3 protein-coding genes are annotated in these 21,326 nt (G+C 52.5%); all 3 read right to left on the bottom strand.

Annotated elements, in window-relative coordinates:
- Positions 1-5,742 (bottom strand): amino acid adenylation domain-containing protein (locus tag ABRS97_RS27420; RefSeq protein WP_367859138.1); only part of this gene is annotated, 5,742 nt, incomplete at its 3' end.
- Positions 5,743-5,777: 35 nt separating this feature from the next.
- Positions 5,778-13,463: an amino acid adenylation domain-containing protein gene (locus ABRS97_RS27425; RefSeq protein ID WP_367819355.1), complete on the bottom strand. Its 7,686-nt coding sequence runs from the start codon at positions 13,461-13,463 to the stop codon at positions 5,778-5,780.
- Between the two features lie 32 nt (positions 13,464-13,495).
- Positions 13,496-21,322 carry an amino acid adenylation domain-containing protein gene (locus ABRS97_RS27430; RefSeq protein WP_367819356.1) on the bottom strand — a complete coding sequence of 2,609 codons (7,827 nt, stop codon included), beginning with the start codon at positions 21,320-21,322 and terminating at the stop codon, positions 13,496-13,498.
- Between the last annotated feature and the right edge of the window lie 4 nt (positions 21,323-21,326).

Raw genomic sequence — 21,326 nt, forward strand, 5'->3', positions numbered from 1 at the left:
AATGGTGCCGTCCGGCAGCCATTTCGCGAGATCCCCAGTGCGATACATCCGCTCGCCTGGTGCGAACGGGTTCGCCACGAAGGTCTCCGCCGTCAGCTCAGGCCGATTCGCGTAGCCCCTTGCGACACCGTCTCCTCCGACACACAACTCGCCTGGCACGCCGATCGGCTGCAACTGGCCCTGTTTGTTCACGATGTACGCCGTGGAATTGCTGATCGGGCGTCCGATCGGAATGCTTCCTTCATAGTCGCGCTCAATCGGGAACGTCGTAGAGAACGTGGTGTTCTCCGTCGGCCCGTAGCCGTTGATCAGCCGCAGCCCCGGACATTTGCTGCGCACGTAATTAATGTGGCTCGGCGACAACGCGTCACCGCCAACCAGCAGTTGGCGCATCCCGGCGAACAGCGCCGCATTTTCTTGCGAGAGCTGATTGAACAGCGGCGAAGTGAGCCACATCGTCGTGATGCGGTGCTTCGCAATGAACGCGCCAAGCTGCTCGCTATCCAGGATGACGCTCTTATCGGCCAGATAGAGTGTGCCGCCATTCAACAGTGCCCCGAAGATTTCAAACGTGATCGCGTCGAAACCGAGCGCTCCCGTCTGCAAAATGCGCTCATCCGCATGCCACTGCACGTAGTTCGTTTCTTTGACCAACCGGACCACGCTGCGCTGCTCGATGAGCACCCCTTTCGGCTTGCCCGTGGAGCCGGACGTGTAAATGACATACGCGAGATCGCGGGGGCCGCTTAGTGGCTCCAGGTTCTCTTTGCTGCCTTCGTTCTCATACAATGCGGCATCATCGAGAAGAATGACGTTTTCGGCAGAAGCCGCCTGCGCCCTCCCGTATAATTGATTTTGCGCCAGCACTATGCGCGAACCGCTGTCCGCGAGCATGAAGGCCATCCGGTCAACAGGCAGCTCTAAATCTAGCAACAAATAAGCGCCGCCCGCCTTCAGAATGGCGATCAGGCCGATCATCAGTTCAACCGAACGATCCGCGAGCAAGCCTACGACTGTGTCGGAGCCAACTCCCGTCATCCTCAGCTCTCTTGCTAACTGATTCGCCCGTTCATTCAACTCCCGATAAGTAAGCTGCTTGCCTTCATGAACGACAGCCGGATGATCCGGAGTTCGCGCAGCCTGCCCTTCAAACAACGTGGCAATCGTCTCGTCGCCCGGATAATCAGATCTCGTATCGTTGAACTCGGCAACGATTTGCCTAGCCTCTTCATCAGGTATCATGCTTAGCTCCGCCAGGGTTTGATCCTTAGCGACAGCGATATTTTCCAATAGGCATACAAAATGGCGCGCCATCCGCTCCGCTGTATTCTTTTCAAATAATCTCGTGCTGAAATCCAGCTGGAACGCCAAACTTCCCGCTCCTTCACGCGCCTCCAACGTCAAATCGAATTTCGCGATGCCGCTTTGCCACACGTGCGGCGTAAAAATGAGTTCTCCCAAGCCCTTGTTGCCATCCGGGCTTGGTCCCGGATCGATGCTTTGCATGCTAAACATCGTATCGAACAGGGGATTTCGGCCTGGATCACGCCGGATATGCAATTGATCCAGCAGCATATCAAGCGGATATTCCTGCGCTTCGAAAGCTTGAAGCGCGAACTCCTTCACCTCCGACAAGAAGGAGCGGAATGTTTTCCCGCCTTCCGGGCGGCTTCTCAGCGCCAACGTACCGACGAACATCCCGACTACATGCTCCAGATCCGCATGGGATCGGCCAGCCGTCGGTGTGCCTACCACGATATCTTCCTGTCCGGCATATTTGGAAAGCAGCACCGTATAAGCCGCAAACAGAACCATGTAAAGCGTTGCCCCGGTTTCCGCAGCCACACGCTGCAAAGCGCGAACCAAATCGGATTCTATATCAAAGCGGATATGGTCGCCCTCAAAACTCTGCACCGCTGGACGCGGGAAATCGGTAGGAAGCTCCAATTGCGGCAGCTCGCCGGCATATGCTTGCAACCAAAAGGCTTCTTGCTTCCGAAGCGCTTCGCTTTCCATTTGAGCCTGCTGCCAAACGGCATAATCTTTGTACTGAAGGGAAAGTTCCGGCAAAGTGCCGCCGCCGTAAAGCTGCGCAAACTCCTTCACAATAACGGACATGGATACGCCGTCGGAAATAATATGATGCATATCGTACATGAACAAATGCCGCTGATCCTGAAGCTCTACAAGTGCCACGCGAATAAGCGGACCCTGCCCCAGGTTGAACGGACGCATGAAACTCCCGACAATCTGTTCAATGGCTTGATTGTCAGGAGCCAAATCGTCTGCGGATTCTCCCAGGCGAGAGAATTCGACTGCGAAATCAATGTTCGCGTGAATGGTCTGAACAGGCTCCCCATCCAACAAATCAAAGGACGTGCGCAGCGATTCGTGACGCAAAATGAGCTGGGCAAACGCCTTTTCGAACCGCTCACGATCAATCTCGCCTTCGATAATGAACACGCCCGGCATATTGTAGCCGATGCCTGCATCATCCAGATCCTGCAGCACAAACATCCGTTTCTGGGCGGAGGAGACCGGATAATACGGCTTTATTTCCGCTGGATGAATCGCTTGTCTGACGTCCTCCTCCGCCTCGCGGATTTTGCGCGCCAGCCCTTCTGCAGTCGGCGATTCAAACAGCATGCGCAGCGGAATGTCCGCGTTGAAATGTTTGTTAATGCGCGACATCAGCGTCATGGCCTTAAGCGAATGCCCGCCAAGCGAGAAGAAGTTGTCATGGATACCGACACGTTCTACGCCCAGCACTTCCTGCCAAATCGGAAGCAGCGCTTCTTCCACTACATTCGTCGGCGGCGCATAAGCTGTACCCGACACAATTTCCCCTTCTGGCTCAGGCAGCGAACGTCGGTCTGTTTTGCCATTCGGAGTTACAGGCAATTTGCCCAGCTCCATAAAAAAGGACGGAATCATATATTCTGGCAATGTTTGCAGCAAATACGTTCTCAACTCCAGTGATTGAAGCGGACGATCCGAGACGTAATACGCGCACAAATAAGTTCCGCCCTGCGCATCCTTCCGGTCCAGAACGGCTGCGGCCGTCACCGAAGGATGGTTCAGCAGCTGTGATTCGATTTCGCCAAGTTCGATGCGGTGACCGCGGATTTTCACCTGATGGTCGATACGCCCGAGGAACGCCAGATTGCCGTCCGGCATCCATCTTGCCAGATCGCCCGTCCGGTACATCCGCTCGCCCGCACGATACGGATTCTGTATGAACTTTTCTACAGTCAGTTCGTCATTGTTCCGGTAACCGCGACCTACGTTGTCCCCGGCAATGAATAATTCCCCCGGTGCGCCGAATGGCTGAAGCTGCAAGCTCTCATTCAAAATATAAATGCCGTTGTTCGAAATCGGCCTTCCGATTGACGGCAGCTCCGGTATGTCACCGTGCGGATCCATTTGAAAGATGGTGACTACGTGCGTCTCCGATGGGCCGTAATGATTATGGAGATGCACGTCATTTTTTTGCAAATAGGATCGCAGCTGATTCGTGACCACAAGCTGCTCGCCGGCGGTAACGATATGCCGCACACACGACGGAACCTGGCTGGCAAATTCCTGCTCGTTAAAAATAAATTTCAGGAAGGAGACCGGAAGGAACAAAACTTCAATTTGCGCTTCTTCGATGAAGTGAAGCAGCTTGTGAACCTCCCGCTTCGTCTCTCCGTCGATCAGATATAAGTTCCCCCCCGAGCACAATGTAGAAAAGATTTCCTGGTAACACACGTCGAAGCTCATGGTCGTGTATTGCAGAACGCGGCTGCCATAATGGATATTGCCGTGGCGGAACACATGGTGAAGCAGGTTGACCATGTTGCGATGCTCCAGCATAACGCCTTTCGGCTTGCCCGTCGTACCCGACGTATAAATGATATAGAAAAGCTGATCCGGGCTGTCGCTAAGCACCAGATTGCTGCCATCAGAGTCATATAAGGCATCGTTAGACAGATCAAGAATTTCTCCGTCAAAGGCCGCCTTTCCGATTAAATGGCTCTGGGTAAGCAAAATGGCTGCCCCGCTGTTGCCAAGCATATAGCCCACTCGTTCCTCCGGCAGCTCCGGGTCGATTGGCACATAAGCGCCTCCCGCCTTCAAAATGCCAAGAATGCCGACGACTAAATCCAGCGAACGTTCCACCATGATCCCGACAGCCTGATCCGCGCCGACATGTTTGCCGCGCAGCGTTCGGGCCAACTGGTTGGCCTTTTCATTCAGCTCGCGGTACGTCAGCTGACGCTTTCCGAAAACTACAGCCACTTCATCCGGCGTTTTCTCGGCCTGCTGCTCGAACATACGATGAATCGTCAAGTCGCCGGGAACCTCTTCCCTCGCACCATTCAACTGGATGAGATGCCGCTGTTCTTCATCGGTTATCATCGCCAGGTCGCGCAGGCGCAGTTCCGGTTGTTCCACAATCGTCCTGGCGACGGTGTGCAAATGGCCTTCAATGCGCTGCAGAAAATGCCGGTCATACACATTCGCGTTAAAGTTCAGGCGCACCCCCAGCTCACGGCCCGGCATAACCAGCAAGTTCAAGTCATAGCTCGTCTGCTCAACCATGCTCACATCCGTCGCTTCGAAACCCAATTGGCTTTCAATGGAGCCATTTTGAACCGATTCTTCCACTGGATAGTTTTCGAAAACGAGAATATGGTTAAATAATTGATTGGCAAGAACGGTTTGCGCTTGCACCTCAGCAAGCGGCAAGTAAGTGAACGGCTCGGCGGACAGCGCACCGCGCTGTACACTGCGCAGCACATCCGAAAACGTATCGTCCGAGGACGACTTTACGCGTACAGGGATCGTGTTAATGAATAATCCGACCATTTTCTCAATGCCGACAACCTGTGACGGCCGCCCCGAAACGACAGATCCAAACACGACATCATTGGCGTGACTGTACCTTTGCAGCACGATGCCCCAGATCGATTGGAACACAGTGTTCAGCGTAACTTGATGTCTGCTTGCCAACTGCTGCAACTGCGCAGTCAGTTTTTCGTCGAAGCGGATCGTGAACTCTTCCTGCTTGTAACCGCTGGAAATGCCCGGATCGTCGGTTGCCCTTTGGGGCACAGACGCCAGCTGCTCATACCCGTCCAGCGCCTCCGACCAAAAGCGTTTCGCTTCCTCTTTGTCCTGCCGTTCCAGCCATTTCATGTAATCGCTATAGGGGAAGGTCCGATCCAACTGAATCGGAGCCTGCTCCCTCAAAGCTGCATAAATTTGAAATAATTCGCCTACGATGATGCCCAAGCACCAGCCGTCCATCAAAATGTGATGATGGCTCCATATGACCTGGTAGTCGGTTTCGCCCGTTTGAAGGATCGAGATACGCATCATGGTGTCCTTCGTCAGGTCAAAGCCCTGCTCCAAATCGGTCTGTTTAAATCGTTCAACGTACAACTCGCGTTCTTGCTCGGGCAAACCGCTGATATTTTCATAGTAAGCCTGAATCGGACGTTCCTTCAGCACGACTTGCACGGGGCGTTTCACTTTTTCATAAAGAAAAATAGTACGAAAAACGTCATGCCGCTGGGCGATCCGGTTCAAGCTGAGCGAAAACAAATCAACATCAAGCGTTCCCTGTATGCGGATGGACATCTGTTCGAAATAAGCATTCGATTTGCCCTGATCCATAACGTAATGAAACAGCATCCCTTCCTGCATCGGAGATAAAAAATACATGTCCTGGACGTGTTCTTTTTTAAATTGACTCATACTGCGGCTTCTCTCCTTAGCGTTTCAAGTCCTGATCACAGCTTTTCGGCAAGCAAATCAAAAATATCATCTACGTCTTCCGTGGTCAGACCTTTGGAGCTGAAATCGCTCGCGGTCCGCTCGCTTTCTTCCTTGTTCATGCAATGATCGATGATGCGGAGCAGATGATATTTGAACGCTTCGGATAAATGTTGCATCGTGGACGCCTCATACTGCTTCGGGCTATACGAAAAACGGAAGCTCAATTCGCCGTTCGTCGCCATTCCGTTGATGATGATCGTATGCATGCGCCGGGAATCGGGATTAATCGGCTCTCCCATATCATAGGCTGATGGACCGAACGCCTCCTGGGTAAGGCCGGAATCGAACTGCCCGAGATAATTGAAGCAGATTTCCGGCTTCAGGTTAAAATTCAACCCGGATCGTTTCTCTGCCGGCGTCACATATTTCAGAATGTCATAGCCGATTCCCTTATTCGGAACCTGTCTGAGCATCTCTTTCACCGACTTGATTCCCGTGGATACATCCACTCCATCCGCGAGATCAAGCACGACGGGGAACATCGAAGTAAACCAGCCTACCGTTCGGGATAGATTGACGTCTTCCATGATCTCTTCACGGCCGTGGCCTTCCAGTTGAACTGCAATCCGATCCATGTGGCCCCATTCCTGAACCGCTAGTCCGAGCGCAGTTAGAAGAATGTCGTTCATTTCCGTATGGTACGCCTGGTGGACATGTTTGAGCAGATGGTCAGTCTGTACGCTGGTGAGTGCGATCTCTTGCGTTTCGCTTTCGCCAATCGTGCTGGTTTCAACCGCAAAATCTTTATAAAGAGGGCTAACCATAGCGCCTTCTATTTTTTTCCAATAATGAATCTCCTGCAGCAATTCCTTGCTTTCCGCATAGGCTGTTAAGCGCTCCGACCAATATTGGAACGAATCCGTTTTGTCCTGAAGCGAGGTAGCTTCGCCAGCAAGTGCTTGTGCATAGCTTGTCGCCAAATCTTCAAAGAGAATCCGCCATGAGATCCCGTCAACGATCAAATGATGAGCGACTAGCAGGAGATGATCGCCTTCGGACGTATGGAAAAGGGCTGCTTTCAAAAGCGGGCCTTGACTCAGGTCAAAGCTTTGTTGAACGCGATTAGCTTCCATCGCAATACGCGCTCCGATGTCGGATTCGGCCGTGAAATCATACCGTTCGAATCCGTAGATCCCGTCTTCCAAACCGCGATTGAACTGGACAATCCGTCCGTCCTTCTCGGTATACACCGTGCGGAGCGCATCATGGTGATGTACCAGATGCCCTAGCGCCTTCTCCAAAGCCTGCGTATCGAAGCCGTCAGGCTTATGCAGCATGACCGACTGATTCCAGTGATGCTGGCCTGCAAAGCGCTGCTCGAAAAACCAATTCTGAATCGGTGTCAGCCCGATTTCGCCTACGACGGGCTCTTGTGGAATCAGGCGCTTAACCTGCGTAACAAAGCTCGCCAGATCTTCGATCACCGGGTAGCGGAACAAATCCTTCATCTCGAGCTGCAGCCCGTGCTTGAACAGTCTGGAAGCAACCTGTATCCCTTTAATGGAATCGCCGCCCAGTTCGAAGAAATTGTCACGGATACCGATCCGTTCCGACCCCAGCACTTCCTGCCAAATTTGAACCAGCATGTCTTCGAGCTCGCTGGCAGGCGCTTTGTACTCCGCTCCTGTCACTCGTCCATCCTGCGGCTTCGGCAGCGCCTTCCGGTCAACCTTGCCGTTGGACGTCATCGGCATCTGCTCTAACCGGACAAAATGCGACGGTATCATGTATAAAGGCAGATTCTCGGACGTGTGTGCCCGCAGCTCTGTCACGCTTAGCTCGATATCCGACAACAGGTACGCGCACAAATACTTTTGCCCCTGCTCGTCGTCCAGTGCCAACACAATAGCCTCGCGAATTGCCTCGTGCTTCAAGAGCTGCGTCTCAATCTCGCCCAGCTCAATGCGATGACCGCGAATTTTGACCTGATGGTCGATGCGGCCCAAATACTCCATTTCTCCGCTGCGCAGCAATCTGGCGAGATCGCCCGATCTGTACAGCCTCTCCCCCGGATTGTACGGATTGGCGATAAACCGCTCAGCCGTCAGTTCTTCCCTGTTCAAGTACCCGCGAGCGACGCCTTCTCCGCCCACGTACAGTTCTCCCTTGACGCCGATCGGAACTAGCCGCTGCTCCGTATCAAAAATATAGCTTGTCAGTGTTGGAATAGGCTGGCCGATATTGCTTAAACTCGTCGCCATATCGCCGTCCGTTATTTCTTTATAAGTCACGTGAACGGTCGTTTCCGTAATGCCGTACATGTTAATAAGCCGGGTCTGCGGATGCTTCGCCTTCCACGGCTTCAGCATGATCGGATTCAGCGCCTCGCCGCCGAAGATGACATAGCGGACACGCAAATCGCTATCGCGCCGCTCCAGCTCCTCGTGGATCAGCGCATAGAATGCAGTCGGCGTCTGGTTCAGCACCGTCACGCCTTCTTGGCGCAGCAGCTGCGAGAACGACTTCGGATTCTGCGCAATCTCCTTTGGCACAACGACACAGGTGCCGCCGTACAGCAGCGCGCCGTACATTTCCCAAACGGAGAAATCGAAGCAGAAGGAGTGGAACACCGTCCACACGTCGCCGTCCGTAAAATCGAACTTCATCTTATCGTTCACCATCAGGCGAACGACATTGCGATGTTCGATCATGACGCCTTTCGGCAGGCCTGTCGTACCCGATGTATAGATGATATAAGCCATATCGCTTGGCTGATTCACGGCTTCTGGATTAGAGCTGTCGCCAAGGTATAGAGCTGGGTCGGCTATGTTCAGTACGGTTCCGTTAAACGGCGCTTTCCCGGTCAAATGAGCCCCGGCCAGCATGACGCGCGCGCCGCAATCGTCCAGCATATACTGCAGGCGATCCTCTGGATAGTCAGGATCCAGCGGTACATAGGCGCCGCCGGCTTTCAAGGTGGCTAGGATGCCCACGATCATGTCAAGCGAGCGCTCCAGCAGCAGTCCGACCCTGTCGTCGGGCTGGACACCATGGTCGCGCAGCACCCTGGCAACCTGGTTGGCGCGCGCATTCAACTCGCGGTAGGTCATCCGTTGCCCGCCGCATACGACTGCGACGTGATCCGGCCTGCTTGCAGCCTGCTCCTCGAAGAGGGCGTGCAAGGTCATTTCTTCCGGGTAATGGGCAGCGGTGTCATTGAATCCAACCAGCAGATGCTGCCTTTCCGCCTCGCTTAGCATCTCCATAGCTGACAGCGTTTGGTGCGGGTTGGCAACGGCAGATTGCAGCAGATTCAGAAAATGATCCGCCATGCCCTGCACAGTTTCCTGCTTGAACAAACGTGTCCGATAGATGAAGCAAAGCTCGATTCCCTCTTCGTCTTCTCTCGCTTCAATGGTCAGATCGAATTTCGCAATGGGATGCTCCAGTTGGCCCGGAGATATAGACAATCCATCCAGCTCCATAGCCTGGATCTCAATATTTTGTAAAACCAGCATCGTATCGAACAGCGGATTGCGGCTCATGTCTCTCGTCACATTGAGCTTCTCGACCAACGCTTCGAACGGATAATCCTGGTTTTCATACACATTCAGCATGTTCACCTTGACTTGTGCCAGCAACTCGGCGAACGAAAGCTTGCCCTCCGCTTGATTGCGAAGCGCCAGCGTATTGACGAACATGCCGATGACCGATTGAAGGTCGGCATGTGATCTGCCGGCAATCGGCGTCCCTACAACGATATCTTCCTGCCCGGAATATTTGGCGAGCAACACATTGTAAGCTGCAAGCATGACCATATATAGCGTTGCGCCTGATTCCGCAGCAAGACGCCCCAAATCTTGTTGCAGTTTTTTGCCGGTATGGACGACGATCTTATCTCCCTCAAAGCTCTGAACCAATGGTCTCGGATAATCCGTCTGGATTTCAAGAACAGGGACTTCCCCTTTGAACGTGTCGAGCCAATAAGCTTCCTGTTTCTGCATGGCTTCGGATCCGAATCGTTCCTGCTGCCATACGGAAAAATCTGTATACTGGATGGCAAGCTCGGGCAAACCCTTCCCTTGGTAGAGGAGCATGAATTCCTTGACTAACACCCCCATAGAGGCGCCGTCAGAAATAATATGATGCAGATCGAACAGGAAGAAGTGGCGCTCAGCGGAGAGCTTGATCAGCCCTACTCTCAGAAGCGGCGCTTTGCTTAAATCAAACGGCCGGACGAAGTCATCCAGCGCACCGGCGGCTTCCTGTTCGCTCATTTCTTTTACAGCAATCTGCAGATCTGCCTGAGGATGCACGATTTGCACAGGCTCCCCATCCACCGTCTCGAAAGACGTTCGCAGCGTATCGTGCCGTTTCACTAGGGCTTGAAATGCCGCTTGAAACCTGTCAACATCGAGCGGCCCTTCCAGTTGCATAAGTCCAGGCATATTGGAGCTGGTTCCGTCAGGATCGACCCGATTGAGCACGAACATCCGCTTTTGCGCAGAGGATACCGGATAGTATTCACGGTGCTCCACAGGCGCTATTACCGCATGGTCTTGTTCGTCGGCGCCTTGGATATACCTTGCCATCTGCCTGATGGTCGGTTTCTCGAACAGCACCTTGATCGGCACTTCCACCTTGAGTTCCTGATGGATTCTCGAAATAAGCAGCATTGCTTTCAACGAATGGCCGCCATTTTCAAAGAAGCTGTCGGTCACCCCGATGGCCTCTGTCTTTAAAACTTCTTGCCACAAAGGCAGAAGGCTCGCTTCCATAAGGTTAGCAGGCGCTTCAAAGACAGCAGCCGATTTTAATCCGCTTTCCGGATTCGGCAGCGCTTTGCGGTCGATTTTGCCGTTTGGCGTAAGCGGCAATCGTTCTATCTGGATGAAATGGGAAGGCACCATATAAGCCGGGAGTTCCCGCAGCAGATCGCCCTTCAGCTCGGCAGCTGACACGTCCGCTTCGCTTGTATAATAGGCAGCTAACGCCTTTTCACCCTCGCCTTCTTCAACAACGAGCACAGCCGCTTCTTTCAAACTGCGGTGCGCCAGTACCGCTGCCTCGACTTCTCCCAACTCGATGCGGTAGCCGCGGATTTTCACCTGATGATCGATCCGGGAAATAAATGCGATATTGCCGTTCGGCAGCCACCTCGCCAAATCGCCGGTTTTGTACATGAGGGTGCCTGGAACGAAAGGGTTGGCGATGAATTTCTCCGCAGTGAGCGCTTCCCGGTTCCAATACCCTCTGGCTAGCCCTGCCCCCGCTACACACAGCTCCCCCTTAACTCCTACAGGCAGCAGTTGGTGATGCTGATCCACGATGTACACGTGCGAGTTCGCGATCGGATGACCGATCGTTACCGTCTCTTCTGGCAAAAGATCCCGGCAGACGGTGGAAATGACGCTATTTTCCGTCGGCCCGTACTCGTTGACAATTTCCACGCCGGGGACGATTCTTTTTGTTTTTTCCAGCAAATAAGGCGAGATGCTTTCGCCGCCGAGTGTTACGGCTTTCAGCGAGGCAGCATCTTCCGCCGTCATCGTTTCCAAAATGGCGGCATATAAGCTCGGCACACAGCTAAAATGGGTGATTTGCAAGGAAGCAATCCGTTTCTTCAGCGCCAACGGATCTTTCGCTTCCTCGTCGCTCGCTATAACAACCGTCGAACCGGAGACGAGTGGCGCGAAAAAGCTGCTGACGAAGGCGTCGAAGGAAAACGATAAGAACAGCAAGATACGGTCATCCGTGCCGAAAGCGTACTCCTCTTTTCTCCAACGGATCGTATTCAGAATACTCGCGTGTTCGACCATTACTCCTTTCGGCTGACCCGTGGTTCCTGACGTGTAGATCAGATAGGCCAAGTCCGCCGGACCGCTGGTTGCCGCAATATTAGAGGCTTCCAGGGCATAATTCGCATCATCCTGCAGATCCAGGAATTCGCAGTGGCTCCCCTCTATTTTGTGCCTCAAGCTTGATTGGCTGAGCAGGAGCTGCGCACCGCTGTCTTGGAGCAAGTAGCGAATTCGCTCTGCGGGATATTCCGGATCGCATGGCACATAAGCGCCCCCTGCTTTCAGAATAGCAAGCAGACCGACAGCCATGTCCAAGGAGCGCTCCGTCATAATCGCAACAAGTTGGTCCTTGCCTACGCCCTTTTCTTGTAATACCCGGGCAAGCCTGTTCGCTCTTTCGTTGAGCTCCGCGTACGTCAGGCTCGTTCCTCCGCAAACAATCGCCGTTTGGTGCGGCGTTTGCTCCGCCTGATTTTCGAACAGCGCATGCAGCGTTTGCTCCCGGTTCTGCGGGTAACGAATCTCTGTGTCGTTGAAAGAATGGAGAATTTGCCGTCTCTCTTCCTCCGTCACGATGTGAATATGCTTCAGTAATGTCTGCGGATCGGCCACAACCTGGGCAATGATTTGCTTCATATGCCCTTCGATGCCCTTCATCCATTCCGCTTCATAAACAGATTCATCAAAGCTAAGCTTGATGCCCAGTTCTGCGCCAGGCGCCACAACGATATTCAACGGATAGTTGGTCTGTTCCTCGACGTCCACATGGCCGATGTTGAAGCCCAGTGTGGAATCCCAGCCGTTATTCTGCAAATTTTTAGCAATAGGGTAGTTTTCGAAAATAATAATATGATCGAAAAGATCCTGCTTGTGCCCCTCCTGGCTCTGAATATCATACAGGGGAACGAAATGGTAGCCCTCCGAAGCCAGCGCATTCCGCTGAGCTTCGGCAAGCAGGCTGCCAAACGATTGATCTCCCTGATAGGATATACGTACCGGAATCGTATTAATGAACAGGCCGACCATCTTCTCGATGCCCTTCACTTGCGAAGGGCGTCCGGAAACGACGGAACCGAATACAACGTCGTCGGTATGATTATATTTGCTTAGAAGCAGCCCCCAAATCGTCTGGAAAACGGTGTTGACCGTCGTCTGATAGCTGCTCGCAAGCTGGGCAATCCGCCCTGTCGTCGTTTCGTCTACCGCGAAGCTGATCTCATGCTTTCTATACGCACTGCCGGCAGGCGAGGAGGCCTTGGGCGTTGGGATGGACGGCTCATAGCCGTCCAAATACGTTCGCCAGTAAGCCAGCGCCTCATCCTTATCTTGCTTTTCCAGCCACTTGATATAGTCGCTAAAAGGGTACACGGCTTCTTGCGGCAGCGTTTTGTTATGTTTGAGTGCGCCATAAATTTGAAACAGCCGATTGATGACAATGCCGAGACCCCACCCGTCCATCAAAATATGATGGTGGCTCCAGATGAACCGATATTCCTGTTCAGCTATTTGAAAAATAGCGATGTGCATCGGGATATCTTTGGCCAAGTTATAACGAGCTGCATGCCGCGTACCGATATACGACTCGATGCATGCTTCCTGCTCCTTTTCGTCCAAATGACCGATGGCTTCAACATGGAGCTGAATCGTTCTTTTATTTAAAACGACCTGTCTCGGCCTTTGGAGATTCTGATGAACGAATGCGGTGCGCAAAATATCGTTCTCTTCGATTAGTTGGTTAAAGCTTTGTTCAAAAAGGCTGCTATCCAGCTCTCCGTAAATTTGGGCTTGCAGCAGGTTATGATAGGCGCTCGAATCCGGATCCATGATCGTATGGAAAAGCATGCCTTCCTGCATCGGCGTAAGCGGATATACTTTTTGAATGGTGTCTGATTTTTTCATTATTCACCTCTTGGGAAGTTTGCTCTCCGGAATCAAGACTCGAATATATCAACCAAACCATCAAGCTCCTCCAGGGAGAGCTCATGATCGCCGAGATCGCTCGGTGTAAGCTCGGAACCTTGTTTGTTCACACAGTGCTCCATAATAGCAAGGAGATGCTGCTTAAAGTTCGTTTGCAGCTCTGTGATCGTCGAAGGACTGTATTCCTGGATGTTATAAGCAAATTGAACGCTTAATTTCCCGCCTTGAATCATGGCCGTCACGTCAAGCGTAAACAACCGCTCTCCATCCGGGCTCATCGGCTCTCCCGTCTCAAACGGAGAGATTGTGAACCATTTTGTCGTCACATCGGAGTCGAACTGCCCCAAGTAGTTGAAGCCGATTTCCGGCTTTAACGCCCGAGTATTCAAACGCTGCTCCTCGGGAGACATAAATCTCAGAAGATCGTACCCGATGCCTTTATTCGGTATACGGCGCACATACTCTTTAATTCGCTTAATCTGCGAACCCGTATCTTCCGCTCCTTCGAAGTCCAGGACGACCGGGAACTGCGCGGTGAACCATCCGACCGTTCGCGATACGTTCACTTGGCCCTCCAGATCTTCCCTGCCATGCCCTTCCATATTGACAATGACACGCTCCTGTTTCGTCCAGTCGCGGACGCTTAAGCCCAAAGCCGTCAACAGAATATCCTGCATATCGGTATGGTAGGCTTGATTCACCTGCTTCAACAGCTGATCCGTTTCCTCTTCGTTCAGCTCAAAGGATGAGCTACGGGTATGAATGAGCTTCATTTCCTCCGCTTTTTTGTCTTTAGGCAGTTCAGCCCAAGACAAGTCATGGATAGATTGCCAATACTTTCTTTCCTTGATCAGATCTTTTCCAGCGGCGTATGCATGCAACTGATCCGTCCACACGGCATAGGAATCCGTTTTATCTTGATACGCAATTTCCTCTTGATTCAGGGCCTGTTCATACCCCAGCGCAAAATCTTCCAGGATAATACGCCAGGAGACGCCATCGATGACCAAATGGTGCGCAGTGATGAACAGATGATCGCCGGTATTCGTTTTGAACAGCGCCAATTTCACTAAAGGTCCCTCGCTCAAATCGAAACTGCCCTGTAAGCGGTCAGCTTCCTCGGCAATAACCGCAGCCTCGTCGCCACGATTCCTGACATCAATTACATTCAGATGTACCCGTGTTTCCTCCAAACCGCGAATGCGCGCAATCACACGTTCGTTGTCGAATCGGAACGTCATTCGGAGCGCATCGTGATGCTCCACGATTTTGGCGAACACGCTGCGGACAACCGATTCCTTAAATCCTTGCAGGCCGTGCAGCATAATCGATTGATTCCAATGATGCTTGTCGGTGAATCGTTGTGCGAAGAACCAGCGCTGAATCGGCGATAGCTCCAATTCTCCGACAACCGTCTCCTGACTGCTCTTTCGACCGACCGTCTGCACATAGGAACTCACTTTTCCTATCGTTGGATGCTGGAACAAGTCCTTCATTTCCAGCGTAAAGTCATACTTATACAAACGTGTCGAAACCTGAATGGCTTTGATCGAGTCGCCGCCCAGCTCGAAGAAGTTATCCTTCGTGCCGATTGGACTGACGCCAAGCACCTCTTCCCATACTTCGGCAAGCAATCGTTCCAGGTCATTGCTGGGCGCTTCATACTCCATGCCCTTGGCGGCAGCGCCAAGTTCAGGTTCCGGCAGCGCTTTGCGGTCTATTTTACCGTTAGGCGTCAGCGGCATTTCGCTGAGTTGAATCATGATTGACGGCACCATGTAATCGGGCAGCAGTGCGGCAAGATGCTCTCTCATGCTGGATAGGGGCACTGTGGAGCTGCCCGTATAATAGGCGCACAAGAAGCTGTGCCCATGGCGATCCTCACGAGCGATAACGATCGCTTCCTGAATCGGGCTGTAATCCTGCATAACCGCTTCAATCTCAGATAATTCAATACGGTAGCCTCTGATTTTCACCTGATGGTCAATCCGTCCCAAATACTCGATATTGCCATCAGGCAGCCAGCGGGCAAGATCCCCGGTATGATAGAGACGCTCGCTCGGAGCGAAGGGATGGTCCGTGAACTTCTCATCCGTCAGTTCAGGCTTGTTCACATAACCTCTGGCCAACCCGACACCGCCGATGCACAGTTCGCCCGGTACGCCGATCGGCTGAAGTTGATTGTCAGCGCTCAGGATGTACACCTGCGTATTCGGAATCGGGAAGCCGATCGGCACCACGCCAGCCTGCGCTGCCGCTGAGTCTGCGTACCAAATGGTCGCGCAAATTGTCGATTCGGTCGGACCGTACGCGTTGATGTACTGCACGCTGCTCTCCCACTTGCGGATCAATTCGAATGATGTCGCAGAGCCGGCTGTTACCAGCTTTTTCAACGGCGTCATCCGTTCGGGATTCAGGTGCGTCATGTAGGTCGGCGGCAAAGTAAGAATGGTCAGCTGCTGCTCACTCGCATAATCCTCAAACCTCGTGTAATTTCCAATGATTTCCTTGGACAGCACGTAGAGTGATGCTCCTGTCAGCAAGGCCATGAACATTTCCCAAACCGAAGCGTCAAAGGAACTGGAGGCGAACTGCCCAATCCGGTCCGCAGCCGTCACTTGGAGCTCATTTTCGAAAAAGGCTTTCAAATTCGCAATGCCCGTATGCTCCAGCATAATTCCTTTAGGCTTGCCCGTTGTGCCGGAAGTATAAATGATATAAGCCAAATCTTTGGCTGTGCTGCTTGGTTCCAAATTGGCCTCATCTTGGAAGGCCAGATCGATCTCCTCAAGGACGGCCACTTCTCCCGCATATCCTTCAGGATGAACCCTCTTTTTCGAAACAATGAGTGAAGCGCCGCTATCTTCAAGCATGTAGCGAATCCGGTCAGCCGGATATTCGATGTCGATCGGCAGGTACGCCCCTCCCGCTTTCAGGATGGCCAGTACGGTGACGATGAAATCGGCGGAGCGCTCCATCATAACCCCGACCATACAGTCCACACCGACACCTTTATCGCGCAATACTCTCGCTAATCGGTTTGCCTTCGCATTCAGCTCGCGATACGTCAACCGCTCATGCCCCCACACGACAGCCGTATGATCAGGCGTCTTCACAACCTGCTGCTCGAACAGCTCGTAGATCGTACTGGTTTGCTGGAATGCGGCTTCCGTCAGATTGAAGTCAATGCCAATTTGTTTCTTCTCTTCCAAAGAAAGCATGTCGATTTGCGCCAAAAGCGCATCAGGCTGGTCAGCTATTTCTTGTAAAATCCTTGCGAAATGCTGCCCGAACCGTTCCATCGTTTCCTGCTTGAACAGTGCCGTACCGTACTCCAGCGTAAATTCCAACCCGTCGGTACCCTCTATAGCAAGCAAAGTGAGATCGAACTTCGAGGTTGTTTGAGAAACCTCATAGGGAATAAAATTCAACGATTTAATGCGGATCGTTTGATCCCCGATATTTTGCATAATAAACATCGTGTCAAACAACGGATTGCGGCTCAAATCGCGCTGCAGCTCCAGTTTTTCAACCAAATTTTCGAACGGATAATCCTGATGTTCAAAAGCCGCCAACGCATGTTCTTTCACTTCGGCCAAAAATTGCTTAAATGATTTATCGCTCTCCGGACGGTTCCTCATCGCCAGCGTATTGACGAACATCCCGATGACCGCGTCCAAATCGGCATGGGATCTGCCTGCGATCGGCGTTCCGACGACAATATCCGCTTGATTCGCGTATTTGGACAGCAGCACATTGTAGGCCGCCAGTAGTACCATATAGAGCGTCGTGCCCGTCTCCGCTGCCAACTGCTGCAGCTGCTTCCGTAGTTTATTCTCCGTTCTGAACGTTACGCTGTTTCCAGCAAAGCTGCGCATAGATGGCCTTGCGTAATCCGTAGGCAGATCGAGCAGCGGAACTTCCTCATTGAACACGCTTAGCCAGTAGGATTCCTGCTTCTGAATCGCTTCCGACTGGAACAGGCGGTTTTGCCATGTCGAGAAATCCTTATATTGAATACGTAGCGGAGGCAATTGCTCCCTCTCGTACAATTGCACGAATTCCTGGATGAAAATGCCCATCGACAAGCCATCAGAAATGAGATGGTGCATATCGAACAGCAGCACGTGGCGTTCCGCTTCCAACTTCACCAGCCCTACTCGGAAGAGAGGCGCGGTTTTCAAGTCAAAAGGCCGGACAAAGCCTTCAATGATTTCATCTAACGGCGGCAGCAACGATGGCGCATATTCAATGAAATCCACCTGAATCTCTAGCTTCGGATGTACCCTTTGAGCAGGTTCTCCCTCAGCGGTATCGAATGAAGTCCTAAGCGTTTCGTGGCGTTCTACCAAGCTTTGGAAAGCTCCTTGGAACCGCTCTGTATCCAGCTTTCCTTCTATCGTCATGGCGCCAGGCATGTTATAAGCGGTGCTGCGGCTATCCAGCAGATTAAGAATGAATAGGCGCTTCTGAGCCGAAGACAGCGGGTAATACGGCTGCTCTTCCATGACTTGTATCGACTCATAACGGGAAAGGCTCGTTCCTTGCAGATAAACCGCAAGCTCCTTGATCGTAGAAGTCTCAAAGACGGCTCTTAATGGAATTTCGACCTGGAATTCTTTGTACAACCGGGAGACCAGCGTCATTGCGTTTAGCGAGTGGCCTCCGAGATCAAAGAAATTATCGAGCATGCCGATCTGTTCAATTTCCAGCAATTCTTGCAGCATGCCGACCAGTTTGGCTTCCGCCGCGTTCGAAGGCGCGACATATTCCCGCTTGACCAGAAGATTCGTATCCGGCTCCGGCAGGGCGTGTTTATCCACTTTGCCATTCGGCGTAAGCGGCATCGCCAGCAGCTGCATGAAATAGGACGGCACCATGTAGGCCGGCAGCTTCTTCCCTGCGTGTGCCCTCAAATCGTCAAGCGTGAACACATCCTCCGCAACGATATACGCGCATAGATATGTCTGTCCTCGATGATCTTCCTTCGCCAGCACAACCGTTTCCGTAATGAGCGGATGCTGACGGATGACGGCTTCGATCTCTCCTAGCTCGATCCGATATCCTCTGACTTTCACTTGTTCGTCCAGACGGCCGATAAATTCGATCTTGCCGTCCGGCAATCTCCGGGCAAGATCGCCCGTTCTGTACATCCGTTCGTTGGTGTTATCCCCAGCCGCGAACGGATTCCGCACAAATTTATCAGCTGTTAAATCATCACGATTTAAGTACCCTCGCGCTAATCCGCTGCCGGCGATGCACAGCTCGCCGATCACGCCGATTGGCTGAATCCGGCCCGCTCCGCTCACGATATAAATGTGCGTACCGGTAATCGGACGTCCAATCGTAATGTCGTCCTGCGGCTCCAGATTTCTCTCGAATGTCGCCACGACGCTGTTTTCCGTTGGCCCGTATTCGTTCACCAACTCGATATGCGGGTGAAGCTGCCTGGAGCGTGCGACCACGCTGGCGCTTACTTTCTCACCCGCCAGCGTCACGATGCGAAGCGAGGCGGCTTCTTCTGCGCTTATGCTCTCAAGCAGCGCTGCATACAAGCTCGGCACGCTGATGAAATGCGTAATCCGCTGCGCAGCGATCAGTTTTTTCATTCGAAGCGGATCCTTCGCTTCCTCTTCTTGCGGCAGGACAACCGTCGCTCCTGCCAGGATCGGCGTGAAGAAGCTGGTCACGAAGCCGTCAAAGGCGAAGGAGAATAGCTGGAGCACCGAATCATTCGTATCCAGCGCATATTCTTCTTTTCTCCACAGCAGATTGCCCGCAATACTGGCGTGTTCGATCATGACGCCTTTCGGCATTCCTGTCGTTCCCGATGTGTAAATGATGTACGCCAAATCCGTAAGAGCATTGATCTTCGACAGATTCGATCCATCAGCGTGATAGTGGCGCTCATCGTGAAGATCGAGCCATTTCCCGCCGCCGAAAGCATCATGGACTTCATCGCTCAAGCTTGCCACGAGATGCGCTTGGCTCAAGACGAGGCTGATGCTGCTGTCGGTCAGCATATAACGAATTCGTTCCTCCGGATACGCCGGATCAATCGGCACATAAGCCCCGCCCGCCTTCAATATCGCAAGGATACCGACTACCACCTCTAGCGAACGATCCGCCATGATGCCTACCCGCGTCTCCGGAACGACCCCCTGATCCCTTAACGTCCTGGCCAATCGGTTCGCTGCGGCATTCAGCTCCGCATAGGTCAACTGTATGCCTGCATAGACGACTGCCGGCTGATCCGGCGTCTGGTCAACCTGCTCCTCGAATCGTTCATGCAGCGTCTTGCCTGCAGGCAGATCTTTCTTCGTCTCGTTGAACGTGACGAGCAGTTGCCGCTGCTCCTCTTCGTTCAATACCGTCAAATCAGCCAAACGGAGATCTGCGTTCGACACCACAGACTTCAGCAATTGAACGAAATGGCGTCCAATTCGTTCCACCGTTTCTTTTTTAAACAATTTGACGCCGTAATCGATAACCAGCTCGATTTGACCATCCGCTTCTCTGGCTTCAAAGGTCAGATCAAATTTAGCGATACCGTTATGAACGCCGGAACCTCTCAATTTCAAACCGCTGCCGGAATGATCCGGCTGCGTATCTATGTTTTGCAGGATAAACATTGTGTCAAACAACGGATTTCGGCTAAGATCCCGTGTTCCGCCGACTTGCTCCACCAACCGCTCGAATGGATAATCCTGATGCGTATAGGCTTCCAGCGCCCTATGCTTCACGTCGGCTAAAAATGCACGGAATGTCATCTCTTCATCGACACGATTCCGCAAAGCCAACGTATTCACGAACATGCCCAGCATACCTTCTGTGTCCGGATGCGATCTTCCAGCGATCGGCGTGCCTACAACAAACTCTTGTTGGCCTGTATACTGCGCGAGCAGGATATTGTATGCCGCTAGGAGCACCATAAACAAGGTGCTTTCGGTTTGCGCAGCAAGCTGCCCAAGCCGACCGCACAGTTCTTGATCGACGGTCAGGGCAACTTGGTCGCCTTCGAAGCTTTGCACGGCAGGTCTGACATAGTCGGACGGCAAATGAAGCACCGGAATTTCTCCGGCAAACGTATCCAGCCAATATCTCTCTTGCTTAGAATAAGCTTCCGTTTCGAACCAGCTGTTTTGCCATACGGCAAAGTCTTTATAATGAATCGCCGGGAGAGGAAGATGCTCGCCCTCGTATAACCGGAGACATTCGTCCATCATAATGCCCATAGATACGCCGTCAGAGATGATGTGATGCATATCAACAAGCAGCAAGTGCCGCTCATTGCCGAGCTTTGCCAGACCCGCTCTAATGAGCGGAGCCGTATTCAATTGAAACGGGCGCACGAACGATTCGGTGATCTCCGCAAGTTCTTTTTCATGCGTTTCAATCGTCTCGATCGAGAAGGCAATGTCTGTATGAATATGTTGCACAGGCTCGCCTTGAATCGTTTCGAACGACGTGCGCAGAATTTCATGTCTGGCAACAAGCCCCTTCAGGGCTGTTTCCAGCCTGCCTGTATCTAAATCGCCTTCAAGCATGAATGCCTCCGGCATATTGTATCCGGTGCCTGCGCCTTCAAATTCGCTGAGAATGTACATCCGTTTTTGCGCAGAAGATACCGGGTAATAACCCTGCTCATCGACAACGGGTTGAATGGATACATAATCTTCTTTTGCGGCTGATTGGATATAGGCAGCGACAGCCTCAATACTAGGTGTCTCAAATAATACCTTTAATGGCACCTCTACCTGATACGCCTTGTGCATCGCCGTGATGAGCGACATCGCCTTCAGCGAATGCCCGCCCAGCGCGAAGAAATCATCCAGCACCCCC

The organism is Paenibacillus tabacirhizosphaerae (genome assembly GCF_040812395.1).
GTDB lineage: Bacteria > Bacillota > Bacilli > Paenibacillales > NBRC-103111 > Paenibacillus_E.

Bases quoted from the DNA above. Each gene is read 5' to 3' on its own strand.
- ABRS97_RS27425 (WP_367819355.1), bottom strand. From the start codon at position 13,463: ATGAAAAAATCAGACACCATTCAAAAAGTATATCCGCTTACGCCGATG.